Here is a 12,553-nt window from a genome sequence, read left to right on the forward strand (position 1 = left end):
CGGACCAGCCGGACCAGCCGGACCAGCCGGACCAGCCGGACCAGCCGGACCAGCCGGACCAGCCGGACCAGCCGGACCAGCCGGACCAGCCGGACCAGCCGGACGTCAGTGCTCCCGGTGCAGCACTGTGCACCAGCTCGGCCCATGACGCTCCGGCCGTACCCCCGCAATTGCGGCGATCGACGAAGCCGGCGGCCGCCGGCGGTGGTCTCAGCCGACCGGCCGGCGCGTGAGCACCCGCGGGCCGGACTCGGTGATGGCGACGGTGTGCTCGGAGTGTGCGGTGCGGGAGCCGTCGGCCGAGCGGATCGTCCAGCCGTCGGCGTCGAACTTGATCTTGTCGGTGGTCTTGCAGAACCAGGGCTCGATCGCGATCGTCAGGCCCGGCTCCAGCTTCATGCCGCGGCGGGCCCGGCCGTTGTTGGGGATGTGCGGCGCCTCGTGCATGGTGCGGCCGAGGCCGTGGCCGCCGAACTCGAGGTTCACGCCATAACCGTAGTCGTGAGCGACAGCGCCGATCGCCGCCGAGATGTCGCCCAGCTTGCCGCCCGGCTGCGCGGCCGCGATGGCGGCCTCCAGCGCCACCTCGGTCGCCTCGATCAGCTTCAGGTCGCCCGGGTCGGGCGTGCCGACCACGAACGAGAGCGCCGAGTCGGTGACCCAGCCGTCGATGCCGACCGCCATGTCGATGCTCAGCAGGTCGCCGTCGCGCAGCACGTAGTCGTGCGGCAGGCCGTGCAGCACCGCGTCGTTGACGGAGAGGCAGAGCACGTTGCGGAACGGGCCGCGGCCGAACGACGGGGCGTAGTCCCAGTAGCACGACTCCGCGCCGCGCTCCTTGATGCGGCGGCGGGCCTGGTGCTCGAGGTCCATCAGGTTGACGCCGACGGCGGCGGCGTCGCGCAACTCCGCGAGCAGCTCGCCGACGAACTGGCCCGTGACGGCCATCCGGCCGATCTCATCCGAAGACTTCAACTCGATCACGGTATTTTTATACCACGCCGGTTCCGGGGGTTATCCTGCTGGCATGGTTCGCCAACCGCTCACCCCGGAACAGATCGCCGCGGGCCAGCGACTCGGAGCCGCGCTCCGGATCGCCCGGGCCGGGCGCAGCCTCGGCGAGGTGGCGCTGGCGGCGGGCATCTCACCGGAGACCCTCCGCAAGATCGAGGCGGGCCGGCTGCCGGCGCCCGCGTTCGGGACGGTGGTCTGCCTGAGTCAGGCCCTCGATGTGCCGCTGAGCGAGCTGGCCGACGTCTGGCTGGCCGGCATGCCGGTCCGGCAGGCGTCCTGATGAGTGGCCGTCCGATGGATAAGTGGCCGTCCGATGGATGAGTGGCCGTCTGATGGATGAGACCGCCAAGGCTCGCCGGGTGTGGGATCAGGCCGCGCCGCGCTACGACCGGCAGATCGCGTTCCTGGAGAAACATTGGTTCACCGGCGGGCGGGAGTGGCTCGGGGCCCGCGCCACCGGCCGGATCCTCGACGTCGGCGTGGGCACCGGGCGCAACCTCCCGCACTATCCCGCCGACGCCACCGTCACCGGGATCGACCTGAGTCCCGCGATGCTGGCCGTGGCCCGGCGGCGAGCGCGACGCCCGGTCGAGCTGCACGAGGGCGACGCGACCCGGTTGCCGTTCCCGGACGGCTCGTTCGACACGGTGGTCTGCGCGCTGTCGCTCTGCACGATCCCCGACCCGCGAGCGGCGATCGGCGAGGCGTGGCGGGTGCTCGTGCCGGGAGGGCGGCTCCTGCTGCTCGACCACATCGGCAGCAGCTGGCCGCCGGTGCACGCGGCGCAGTGGCTCGTGGAGCGGGTCACCGTCCGGGCGGCGGGCGAGCACTTCACCCGGCGGCAGCTGCCGCTGGTGCGTGCCGCCGGCTTCGAGGTGGTCGAGGCGGAGCGGCTGAAGGCCGGCACGATCGAGCGGGTGCAGGCCCTAGTCCCAGACGGCGACCAGGCCGGAATCGGCCGCGGCCCGGCTGCGGTCACCGGACGGGCCCGGGGCGGCTGCCGGACCTGCCGCCTCCGAGCCGGTTCGCCATCGTTCGGTGACCGTCCAGCGGTAGAGCGCGCCTGCCGCGCAAGTGTCCACGACCGGTGCGAGGCGGGTGCCGATGACGATGCGAAACCTGCGCGAGGCCGCACCGGGAAACTGTGGCGGGCGGCCGAGGACCTCATCGGCGGTGAGGCTCAGGGTGGGTTTCTCCCGGCTTACGGTGAACGTGCGGTCATAGTGCTGATAGCCGTCCGTGAGTTCCGGTGACACCGTGGCGCATCCGTGCACGGAGCGGGCGGGAACGGCACGGACCCGCTCCAGACGGATGGTGAATCGTCCGGCAGCGGGCACCGGCCCGGTCTCCCAGCTACGGAAGCCCAGTTCCAGCGAGGTGCTGTTGATGGAGGCGACGGAGTCGGTGTCGCAGTCACCCGGCGACTCGCCGCAGAGCATCAGCCTCCCGGTGCCGGAGACGACGACCGCCGGGGCGGTCACGTGATCCCGGGCCAGCGCTGTCACGCCCGTCGGCTCGGGGGCGGGCGGCATCTCCCCGCCCGCGTCGAGGCGTGTCCCGGACGTGCCGACCACGACCGCGACGGTCAGAACGAGTTGCGCCGCCAGCGCGGCCATCAGTATGGCGGCCGATCGCCGGGTGTGTCTCAGCAGAATGACCACGCTCGCCCCGGCAACGAGCGCCAGAAGCAATCCCATGGTGGCCGTTACCCAGCCGGGTGAGCCGGAGGCGGCAGCACCCCGGATCAGCAGAATGGTCAGGACGAGATCGGCGCCGAGCGCGACGAGCACGACGATCCGCAACAGCCACTCCCCGCGCCTGGACTGACCGAATGTCGCGGCGAGAGTAGCCGCGCCGAATCATTGATCACAAGCTCGGAGCATTCCGCGGTCAACAGGGGAAAGAAATGGGCCGTCACGGCATCTGGAAGTCACCGAATTCGTCCACGCCAGTGCTGATCATTTGGTAGGCGCACACGGCGAACACCAGGAACAGCACCCCGAACACCATCGTGACGACGAGCCGCCCACTGTTGCGCTGGGCCGGCGTCGCGTCCGACGGCTTCTGCGGGTCGTAGCGGACGGCCACCTCGGTGCCGGCGAGGTGGGAGCGGAAGCCGTCCAGGTCGGGGAGGGTGGTCGTCACCTCCTGGCCGGACTCGGTCCGGAAGGTGACCACCGGCCGGAAGGTGGTCCGCCCGTTGGACCGGGATTCCAGCTGGTTGTCGACCACGCGAGCGGTTGCCGGGCGGCCGGAGGCGGTGAGGGCGCGGAGCTTGGCCCACCGCCGCGCCGTGGCGGCGAGCAGCCCGAGGCCGACCAGGGCGGGGACGCCCACGAGAAAGGCCGTTACCGCGTGTGTCCACCAGGTCGACGCTCCGATCATGGCGTGACTGTAGATCACGTCTGCGAGGGACGGGCCCCGAGGATGTGCGCCACGATGGCCCGGCGGCCCGCGCGTGCCTCCGGAACCGGCAGCAGCGGATAGACATGGATCGCGCCCGGCTCCTCGTGATAGGTCAGCGGTGTGCCGGCGGGCAGCCGATCGCGCAGCAGCCGGCAGTCCGGCAGGGTGATGTCGCGGGTGCCGACCAGGATCTGCGTCGGCGGCAGGCCGTCCAGGTCTCCGTGGATCGGGCTCAGCCGCGGGTCGTCGAGCGCGAGACCACCGGTCCAGGCGTCCGCGATCGGCCGCAGCCCGGCCCGGAACAGCCACGGGTCGTGCGGCTCGACGGCGTCGATCCCCGGGTTGGACATGGTCAGATCCAGCCACGGCGCGATCATGGTGAGCCCGGCGACACGCCCCTTGTTCGCCTGGGCCGCGAGCAGCGCCAGCCCGCCGCCGGCCGAGTCGCCGACCAGGTGACACGGCCGGCCCAGGCCACGGATGACCTCGCTGACCAGGTCGAGCGCTTCCCGGCCATGGTGCTCCGGCGACAGGCCATAGATGGGTACGTGTACCTCACAGCCGGCCTGCTCGGCGATGAAACCGATGAGCGACCAGTGCTGCTCGACGATCTCGCTGGTGTAGGCGCCCCCGTGCAGATAGACCACGGCCGTCTCCGCGTCGCCGACCTGGTACACGGTGAAACCGTTGACGGTCGAGCTGGTGCAGGCCAGCGACTTCGGCGGGGCGGACGGGCCCTTGGGCCGGTTCAGCGTGCGCAGCCCGGCGGTCTCGGTCGCGTAGCGGCGCCGGTACACCAGCCGGGTGAAGAGCCCGACCCCGCGCATCTGCCAGCTGACCATGGCGGGAGGTTACCGTCTCCGGACGCCGATCGCCGCCGCCGCGAATAGGCTGGGTGGATGCCTCTGGACCAGTACCCCGTGCGAGCCTCGATCGCAGTGTCCGACATCGACGTGGCTGTCGCGTTCTACGAAGGAAAGCTCGGTCTGCCAGTGGTGGAGACCGGTCCCAGCGCCCGCATCGCCGGCGGCAGCCGGATCTACGGTTCCGGCGGCGGGCCCGCACTGAACGTCTACCAGTCGACGACCGCCGGGACCACGGAGGCGACGCTCGCCACGTGGTACGTCGACGACCTCGACCGGGTCGTCGGGGAACTCACCGAGGCCGGCGTCGAGTTCGCGCGCTACGAGCAGTTCGAGCACGACGCGAGGGGGATCACCGCCCGTGCCGGCGGGGGCCGGATCGCGTGGTTCCGGGATCCGGACGGAAACACCTTCGCTGTCGAAGCCGACGCCTGACCGGCACTACCGGGTACGGCCGGCGGTGGCGAGCGTGCCGGCCGGGGTCTGCCGCGGCATGTCAGCGACGGGTGCGGGCCAGCCTCCCCAGCGCGAGCAGGAGCAGCAGCGTCGCCGTCAGCAGCACCAGGGTCGCCGCCGAGGCGTCGAAGGTCTCGCCCCGGTCGGTGAGGGTGAAGACGGTGACCGGCAGGGTTCGCCAGTCCGGGGGATAGACCATGATGGTCGCACCCACCTCGCCCATCGACAGCGCGATCGCCAGCGCCGCCGCGGCGGCCATGGCGGGCAGCAGCAACGGCAGCCGGATCCGCCACAGCACCCGGGCCGGGTGGGCGCCGAGCGACGCCGCGACCTGGGCGTACGACGGGTCGAGGCGGGACAGCGCGCCGGCCACGGTGCTGTAGGAGAAGGCCAGCACCAGGATGACGTGGGCGGCCAGCACCAGCCAGCGGGTGCCGTTGAGCAGCAGCGGCGGGCGGCTGAACGCGACGAGCAGGCCGAGGCCGACGACCACCGACGGGATGGCGACCGGCAGGTGCAGCAGGGCGTCGGCCACCCGGCGCAGCGGTCGCGGGGCGGTGGACAGGGCGATGGCGGCCCAGGTTCCGGCCAGGACGGCGAGCAGGCCGGCGGCGGCCGCGGTCTGCAGGCTGACCAGCAGGCTGGCCCGGTTCAGGCCGGTCAGGGCGGCTTCGACGTGGCCGGTGGTGACGCCGCCGGGCAGCACGCCGTTCCACTCGGCGGCGAACGCGGCCGCCACCAGCACGGCGAACGGGGCGACCACGACGGGGACGAAGACGACGGCGAACGCGGCCCACACGGACCAGCGGCCGTTACGCGACCATACGAGCATTGGTGAACACCCAGCGGTAGAGCGAGTAGAGGGCCAGGGAGAGGGCGACCTCGACGACCGCGACCACGCAGGCGGCGGGGTAGTCGAACATCACGACGCCCTTGCTGTGCACGAGCATCGGCAGGGTGATGACGTCCTTGGCGCCGATGAAGAGCACGATGCCGAACTCGTTGAGGGTCAGCAGCAGGCAGAGCGCGCCACCGGCGGCGACGGCGGGAGCGATCTCGGGGAGCACGATGCGGCGCAGCACCCGCCAGGGCCGCGCGCCGAGGGAGGCGGCCACGTTGAGGCGTTCGGCGGGGAGCTGGGTGAGCGCGGCGAGGGCGGGCCGCATGACGAACGGCGTGTAGAAGGTGATCTCCGCGAGGATCACGCACCAGCGGGAGTAGAGGAAGTCGCCGAGCTGCAGGATGCCGGCGGCGCCGTAGAGGAACGTGAAGCTGAGCGCGATCAGGAACGACGGGAAGGCGAGGATCGTGTCGACGGCCCGGGACACCGCGGCGGCGCCGGGGAACGGGACGAGGGCGAGCACGACGGCGAAGAACGTGCCGAGCACGATGCAGCCGGCGGTGGCGGCGACCGCGATGACGACGGTGTTGCCGAGCGCGCGGTGGAATTCGCCGGCCGAGAGCATGGCCCGCCAGATCTCCACGGTGGATGCCCCGGAGGAGGAGGTGAACGACTGCCGGAGCACCAGGGCGAGCGGGTAGACCAGGAAACCGGCGAGCAGGGCCAGCGGCGGCAGGACCCAGAGCACCCGGGTACGGGTCATCGGGGCACCACCGCCGCTCCGGTGGCGGGCAGTCGCAGCCGGATCGGCGAGCCGACCGGCGGCAGGCCGTCGGCCGAGGACACGTCGGCGTGCACCGCGACCCCGTCGACGAGGCAGGTGAGGCGGAACGTGGCGCCGCGCCACTGGAGTCCGGTGAGGGTGGCCTCCAGCCCGTCGTCGGCCACGGTGAGGGTGTGCGGGCGGATCGCGACGCGCACGTCGGCGCCTTCCACGAGCGGATCGACGCTGGACGCGGCGACAGTGACGCCGCCGACCCGGACCAGGCCGCCGGCCGAGACCACGGTGGCGGGCAGCAGGTTCGCGCCGCCGAGGAAGGACGCGGTGAAACTGCTCGGCGGCTGCTGGTACAGGCCGAACGCGGTGTCGATGTCGACCAGCCGGGCGTCGCGCATCACGGCGATCCGGTCGGCCAGCGTCAGCGCCTCGGTCTGGTCGTGGGTGACGTAGAGCATCGCCACGTCGGGCAGTTCGTCGCGCAGCCGGCGCAGCTCTTCGAGCAGGTCGGCGCGGAGCTGGGCGTCGAGTGCGGAGAGCGGCTCGTCGAGCAGCAGCACCGGGGGAGCGATGGCGAGGGCACGGGCGATCGCGACGCGCTGCTGCTGGCCGCCGGAGAGTTCCCGCGGGTACCGCTTGCCGAACCCGGGGAGGCCGACGAGTTCCAGCATGTCGGCGACGCGTCTCGCCGAGTACGAACGCCGGGCGCGCAGGCCGAACGCCACGTTCTCGGCCACGGTCATGTGCGGGAACAGGGCGTACTGCTGGACGACCACGCCGAGTCCGCGCCGGTGCGGTGGCAGGCCGGTGACGTCCCGGCCGTTCAGCAGGACCCGGCCGGAGCTGGGGGTGAGGAACCCGGCGAGGGCCTTGAGGGCGGTGGACTTGCCCGATCCGGAGGGGCCGAGCAAGGCCACCGTCTCGCCGGCGGCCACGTCGAGACTGAAGTCGTCGAGGGCGGTGACCGCGCCGTATCGGACCTGGACGCGGTCGAACCGGACCGCCGGCTGCTGGGTCATGAGAGTCCGAGCGCCGCGTTGTAGGCCGCGATGTCGGCGTCGTTGTCGGCGAGGATCCGCGTCCAGTCCGGCTGCCAGATCTCGACGCCGTCGAGGATCGTGGTGTCGGCCGGCGTGACGTCGCCGCGGGCCGGGAAGCCGTAGGCCTGCGGGGCGATCTGCTCCTGGGCGGCCGGGGTGAGCAGGAAGTCGGCGAGCTTCTTCGCGTTGCCGGCGTGCGGGGCTCCGGCGGCCACGCCCATCACGTACGGCAGGGCGAAGGTGGACGGCTTCTTCCCCGTACCGGCCGGGAAGAAGATCTTGAAGTTGGATTTGTCGTTGTTGATCGAAGCCAGGTTCATCTGCACGTCGCCGTTGGCCACGTAGATCTCGCCCTTGCTGACCTTGGGCTGCAGCTTGCCGGTGGACGAGGACGGGCCGACGTTGTTGGCCTCGAGTTTCTTCAGGTATTCCAGGGCGCCGTCCTTGCCGAGCACGTGCTGCAGGTGCAGCAGCACGGCGGTGCCGTCACCGGCCTGGCCCGGCGTGGAGTACTGCAGCTTCTTCGCCAGCGACGTGTCGAGCAGGTCGTCGAAGGTCTTCGGCGGGTTCGGCAGCTTCGCCGGGTTGTAGATGAAGCACAGGTAGTTGTTGACCACCGGCGTGTAGTCGGCGGCCGCCCCGGTCACCTGTTCCGCGCCGGCCGGGGTGTAGGCCTGCAGCAGGCCGTCCGCGGACGCCTTCTGGATGTAGGGCGGCAGCGTGACGACCAGGTCGGCCTGGACGTTCGCCTTCTCCTTCTGCAGCCGGGAGACGACCTCGCCGGAGCCGGCCTCGATGGTCTGCACCGTGATGCCGGTCTGCTTCTCGAACGCGGCGAACTGCTGGGTGTACCAGTCGCCGAGCCCGTCGGCGGTGTAGAGCGTGACGGTCTTGCCGTCCTCGGTGTCGCCGGACCCGGTCCCGGATCCACAACCCGCCAAGATCAAAACCGAGGCAAGAGCTGCGAGGGTACGTCTCATGACTGCTCCAAAACTGACGGAAGTTCACGAACGGAGGAGAGGACGTGCGTCGCCCCGGCGTCCCGCAACGCGGCGGCGTCGTGTGCTCCGGTGAGCACGCCCGCCACGATCGAGGCCCCGGCGCGCCGGCCGGTGCGGACGTCGGAGGTGGTGTCGCCGGCGGTGGCGACGTTGCGGACGTCGTCGGCGCCGAGCCGCAGCAGCGCGGTCAGCACCAGGTCGGGGTAGGGGCGGCCGCGTCCGGCCTCGGCCGGGGTGAGGGTGAGGTCGGCGAGGTCGTGCCAGCCCAGGGCGGTCAGGATCCGGTCGGCGGTGGGTCGGGAGAACCCGGTGGTCAGGCAGGTGCGAATGCCTGCCGCGCGCAGGTCGCGCAGCAGCTCGGCGGCGCCGTCGATCGGCGTGCACAGGTGGACGAGGTCGTCGTAGGCGGTCTCGAACGCGGCGTTGAGCCGCTGGGCTCGTGCTTCGTCGCCGCCGGTGAGGTGCCGGAACACGGTGATCTTGGATTGGCCCATGGTGTCGAGCACGTACTGCCGGGCGGCGTCCGTGTCGCCCACCGGCGCGGCCGCGAGAGCGGTGTCGAAGGCCCGGAGCACCAGGCCGTCGTCGGCGACGGTGGTGCCGGCCATGTCCAGGACGACCAGTTGGATGCTCACCAGCCCATCTCCGTCGCGGTCTGCTCGGCGATCGCGGGCGAGCAGGTCATGCCGCGTCCGCCGGGTCCGGTGACGAGCACGGCGTTGCCGGCGATCCGCTGCCGGTGCACGACGGCGGCCGGGTCGGTGCACTGGGCGTAGACGCCGTGCCAGCGCCGCCGGATCGGCGGCAGGGCCCGGCCGAGCAGCCCGGAGGCGACATCGATCAGGTGCTCGTAGGGCTCCTCCACCTGGTCGAACGGGAACGGCTCGGCGTAGGCGTGGGTGTCGCCGATGGTCAGCCCGCCGTCCAGGCGCTGCACCATCAGCAGCTGCATGGCGTGGGTGGCGGCGACCGGCGGCTGCGGCTGGCCGGTGACCAGCGCGTCGAGCTGCGGCCCGCGGAACGCCGGGTAGTAGCGGAAGCTGTCGGCGTCGGCGACCGAGGTGGTCAGCGGCTCGCCGAGCGGGGCGGTCTGTGCCATCTGCAGCCAGACGCGGCGCACCGGCAGCTCCGGGGCGAGTTCGCGGACGAGACCGGAGAGCGCCGCGCCGGTGGTGAGGACGACCAGGTCGCCGGTGTGGTGGGCGCCGTGGTCGTCGCGTACCCCGGTGTCAGTGAGAGCGCGCACCTCCCGGCCCGGAACCCACCGATAGGCGCCTGTCGCGCCGAGCGTGGCCCGCAGGGCCGGAAGCGCGACGCGGGATTCCACCGCGCCGTCGCGCTCGCACCACAGTGCCGCCGCGAAGTCTCCGCGCAGCGCCGGGTTGATCTTCTGCGCCTCGGCGCGGTCCACGATCCGGAAGCCGCGGGCGGCCGCGTGCGGACCTTCCGCCGCGGCCTGCGCCACGGCGATTTCCTCGGGGGTACGGCAGAGCGTGAGCGACCCGTTGCCCCGGAAGCCGATGCCCGGCACCTGGTCGCCGATCCGCTCCCAGAGTTCCCGGGCCCGCAGCGCGGTGTCCAGTTCGGCGCCGGGCGCCCGGCCGGACACCCAGACCAGGCCGAAGTTGCGGACCGAGGCGCCCCGGGCCTCGGCCTCCCGTTCGATCTGGACCACGTCGTGGCCGCGCTGGACGGCCTGCCAGGCGTGCATGGTGCCGAGCACCCCGCCGCCCACGATGATCACTCGCATTTGATCTCCCTTGCTCTGGAGAAGAGCTTCAGAGAGATCGGCGACTCGCACGTGCAGGCAGCATGACGCTCCGGTGAACGAACCTCAAAGGTTCGAACCTTTAATAAAGCGCGATCAACCGGTGAGGCGGGTGACGAAACCGATCCGGTCGCCGCGGTAGAGCGAGCGCACCCGCTCGATCGGAAGGCCGTCCTGATCTGCGGAGACGCGCTGCATGAGCAGCATCGGCTGGGCCGGGTTGGTGTTCAGCAGCTGGGCTTCGCGCGGGCTCGCCAGGACCGTCTCGATGCGTTCGGTGGCCTGCGCGTACCGGATGCCGTAACGGTCCGCCACGTGCCGGTAGAGCGAACCCGTCGCGTCCCAGCCGTCCATCAGGTCGCCGAACCGGCCGGCCGGCAGGTAGGTGCTCTCCAGGCCGAGCGGCTCGTCGTCGGCGAGCAGCACCCGTTCCAGGTGCAGGACCTCGTCGGTCGCCGCGATCGCCAGGTCGTCGGCGAGCGAGCCGGCCGGGACGCGTTCCTCGGTGATCAGGCGCCGGCTGGGCACGTGGCCCATCTCGCGCAGCGCCTCGGTGTAGCTGGACAGGCTCAGCGGCTGGATCAGCTTGGGCGAGGCCACGAACGTGCCCCGGCCGCGATGCGCGCGCAGCCGGCCCTCCATGGTGAGCTCCGAGATCGCCTGGCGCAGGGTGGAGCGGGCCACCCCGTACGCCGCCGCCAGGTCCCGCTCGGCCGGCAGCAGCGCGCCCTCGCCGAGCTCGGAGAGCAGATTGAGGAGCTGGCTCTTCACCGTGTAGTACTTGGGCACCCTGCCGTGCTCGGGCACCCCGCCGCGAACCGCATCGACCGTCACCGGGCCGACCCTACCGAAGGGCCGGCCCGGCTCCTTACCGCGTCAGGAGACGCGCAAGTCGTCGATGACCCAGTACCAGTTGTTGGCGGCGTCGTAGTAGCGGAACTTGACGGTCATGCTGGTGGCGCCGGCCGGGACGGTCACCGGCAGGCTCTCGGCGGTGGCCAGGGCGTCTGTCGCATAGCGTTTGACGAGCTGGTCGGGGCCGCCGTTGAAGGAGACCAGGACGTCGCCCTTCTGGTTGCCCTCCTGCCGGTAGTGCGTGACGTACGAGATCTTCACGAGATTGCCGGATCTGACGGTGTAGGCCGGTGAGATCAGCGTCGAGTCGAACGTCGCGCCGCCCGCCTTGTCGGCGAACTCGTCGCTGTCGGCCACCGCGAACACCCCACGGGTACGCAGCGCGTTCTCCCGCTCCTGACCGGTCTGCGCCCGGCTCCAGAACTCGTCGGTCGCGAACGACCAGCCACGCCACTCGGTCACCCCGCCGGACGGCATCGCGCCGCGGTCCACCGTCCAGCCGGCCGGCGCGGCGGGCGTCCAGCCCGCCAGGGTGGACGGGATGCCGGTCTCGTCGACCCGGGTGCGCAGCGCGAGGCTGTCGAACGGGTCGGTGGATCGGACGGTGACATTCCTGCCGTCGACAGCGGCGGAGCCGCTCGTGCTCTCGATGGGCGCGGTGACGCCGAAGTGGGCGAGGGCGGTCGCCGCCAGATCCACCTGCCGCACGTCGATCGGCCGGCTCCCGGCGGTGATCCCGGCGCCGGCCGCGATCAGGAACGTGCCGCGCTCCTCGATGCCGCAGCCGCCGTGCCCGCCGAGCGGGACGCGGTGGCCGTGATCGGTGGTGACCAGGATCAGCCAGTCCTCGCTCGGGTACGTGGGCCGGGCCTTCACGGTGGCCAGGATCTGCCCGAGCTGCTGGTCCTGCTTGGCGATCGCCGCGGTGTAGAGGGCGCCGGTGCCCGACGAGTGCGCCACCGCGTCGGTGTTGCCGAGGTAGACGAACGACGCGTCCGGTCCGCCGCTCGCGAGCCGGCTCACCGCGTCCGCGGTGATCTTCACGTCCTCGCCGGCGTACCCGTTCCCGTCGCCGTCATAGGTCACCCGGGTGTCGATCGCGGCGGAGAACGTGCCCTGGTTGTGCAGCGCCGCCCAGTCCACCGCCGAGTAGGTCCGGTAGGCCGGGTTCGCGGTCTCCAGCCGGGTCAGGAAGTCCGGGTACGCGGCGTACTGCTTGCCGGTGAACGTGTTGTTCGTGACGCCGTGCTTGTCCGGCCAGACGCCGGTCGCGATGTTCGACCAGCCGGGGCCGCTGGACGAGTCGGCCCGCGACGGGCACTGGACGAGGCTGCGGGCGAGCAGCCCCTGCGTGGCGAGGGCGTCCAGGTTCGGCGCGTCGGCGGCGACCGCGCTGTCCCAGTTGAGGCCGTCCATGCCGACGACGAGGAGCTTCTTCGTGGGTACGGCGGCCTGGGCGGGCGTGGCAAGGCCGGTGATCGCCATGCCGGCGAGCAGGGCGGCGGCCAGAGTTCGATGCATCGCGTGCCTT

General features: G+C 71.8%; 14 protein-coding genes. 3 read left to right on the forward strand and 11 right to left on the reverse strand.

From position 1 onward, the window contains the following. Nucleotides 1-210 precede the first annotated feature (210 nt). Entirely contained in the window at nucleotides 211-984 is a 774-nt protein-coding gene (map, locus tag AB0F72_RS09515; protein WP_360427935.1) for a type I methionyl aminopeptidase, read from the reverse strand. Nucleotides 985-1,027: 43 nt separating this feature from the next. On the opposite strand from map, the gene AB0F72_RS09520 reads away from it, so the two are divergent. Together AB0F72_RS09520 and AB0F72_RS09525 are read left to right on the forward strand one after the other, a co-directional pair. Next, a complete protein-coding gene (locus tag AB0F72_RS09520; protein ID WP_014446086.1) occupies nucleotides 1,028-1,294 on the forward strand; it encodes a helix-turn-helix transcriptional regulator in 267 nt (88 codons plus the stop codon). Nucleotides 1,295-1,346: 52 nt separating this feature from the next. Then, complete coding sequence (locus tag AB0F72_RS09525) at nucleotides 1,347-2,267, forward strand: methyltransferase domain-containing protein (RefSeq protein ID WP_360427938.1); 921 nt, start codon at nucleotides 1,347-1,349, stop codon at nucleotides 2,265-2,267. 661 nt (nucleotides 2,268-2,928) lie between these two features. On the opposite strand, the gene AB0F72_RS09530 is transcribed toward AB0F72_RS09525, so the two are convergent. Together AB0F72_RS09530 and AB0F72_RS09535 are read right to left on the reverse strand one after the other, a co-directional pair. Continuing rightward, nucleotides 2,929-3,399, reverse strand: a complete 471-nt coding sequence (locus AB0F72_RS09530) for a DUF3592 domain-containing protein (protein ID WP_360427941.1) — start codon at nucleotides 3,397-3,399, stop codon at nucleotides 2,929-2,931. Between the two features lie 14 nt (nucleotides 3,400-3,413). Beyond that, nucleotides 3,414-4,262, reverse strand: a complete 849-nt coding sequence (locus AB0F72_RS09535; RefSeq protein ID WP_360427944.1) for an alpha/beta hydrolase — start codon at nucleotides 4,260-4,262, stop codon at nucleotides 3,414-3,416. A gap of 57 nt (nucleotides 4,263-4,319) precedes the next feature. Between AB0F72_RS09535 and AB0F72_RS09540 the strand changes: the two genes are divergently transcribed. Next, nucleotides 4,320-4,718 (forward strand): VOC family protein, encoded by a 399-nt coding sequence (locus AB0F72_RS09540; RefSeq protein WP_360427947.1) that lies wholly within the window; start codon nucleotides 4,320-4,322, stop codon nucleotides 4,716-4,718. 61 nt (nucleotides 4,719-4,779) lie between these two features. Here the strand turns inward: AB0F72_RS09540 and AB0F72_RS09545 are convergent, their stop codons facing one another. The 8 genes from AB0F72_RS09545 to AB0F72_RS09580 all read right to left on the reverse strand — a co-directional run bounded on the left by AB0F72_RS09545 (nucleotide 4,780) and on the right by AB0F72_RS09580 (nucleotide 12,543). After that, the gene (locus AB0F72_RS09545; RefSeq protein WP_360427950.1) at nucleotides 4,780-5,571 is read right to left on the reverse strand and encodes an ABC transporter permease subunit; all 792 of its coding nucleotides are present in this window, start codon (nucleotides 5,569-5,571) and stop codon (nucleotides 4,780-4,782) included. Further along, nucleotides 5,552-6,343, reverse strand: a complete 792-nt coding sequence (locus AB0F72_RS09550) for a 2-aminoethylphosphonate ABC transporter permease subunit (protein WP_360427952.1) — start codon at nucleotides 6,341-6,343, stop codon at nucleotides 5,552-5,554. Before AB0F72_RS09550 ends, AB0F72_RS09545 begins: the two co-directional genes overlap by 20 nt. Continuing rightward, complete coding sequence (locus AB0F72_RS09555) at nucleotides 6,340-7,377, reverse strand: ABC transporter ATP-binding protein (protein WP_360427955.1); 1,038 nt, start codon at nucleotides 7,375-7,377, stop codon at nucleotides 6,340-6,342. Before AB0F72_RS09555 ends, AB0F72_RS09550 begins: the two co-directional genes overlap by 4 nt. Then, nucleotides 7,374-8,378 carry a 2-aminoethylphosphonate ABC transporter substrate-binding protein gene (locus tag AB0F72_RS09560; RefSeq protein WP_360427958.1) on the reverse strand — a complete coding sequence of 335 codons (1,005 nt, stop codon included), beginning with the start codon at nucleotides 8,376-8,378 and terminating at the stop codon, nucleotides 7,374-7,376. The genes AB0F72_RS09555 and AB0F72_RS09560 overlap by 4 nt, the downstream gene beginning before the upstream one ends. Then, a complete protein-coding gene (locus AB0F72_RS09565; protein ID WP_360427960.1) occupies nucleotides 8,375-9,034 on the reverse strand; it encodes a phosphonatase-like hydrolase in 660 nt (219 codons plus the stop codon). Before AB0F72_RS09565 ends, AB0F72_RS09560 begins: the two co-directional genes overlap by 4 nt. Further along, entirely contained in the window at nucleotides 9,031-10,149 is a 1,119-nt protein-coding gene (locus tag AB0F72_RS09570) for a TIGR03364 family FAD-dependent oxidoreductase (RefSeq protein WP_360427963.1), read from the reverse strand. Before AB0F72_RS09570 ends, AB0F72_RS09565 begins: the two co-directional genes overlap by 4 nt. A 114-nt stretch (nucleotides 10,150-10,263) precedes the next feature. Next, nucleotides 10,264-11,001 (reverse strand): GntR family transcriptional regulator, encoded by a 738-nt coding sequence (locus AB0F72_RS09575; protein WP_360427966.1) that lies wholly within the window; start codon nucleotides 10,999-11,001, stop codon nucleotides 10,264-10,266. A gap of 42 nt (nucleotides 11,002-11,043) precedes the next feature. After that, on the reverse strand, nucleotides 11,044-12,543 hold the full coding sequence (locus AB0F72_RS09580) for an alkaline phosphatase family protein (RefSeq protein WP_360427969.1): 1,500 nt from the start codon (nucleotides 12,541-12,543) through the stop codon (nucleotides 11,044-11,046). Between the last annotated feature and the right edge of the window lie 10 nt (nucleotides 12,544-12,553).

This window comes from Actinoplanes sp. NPDC023936 (assembly GCF_040639325.1).
Classification (GTDB): domain Bacteria; phylum Actinomycetota; class Actinomycetes; order Mycobacteriales; family Micromonosporaceae; genus Actinoplanes.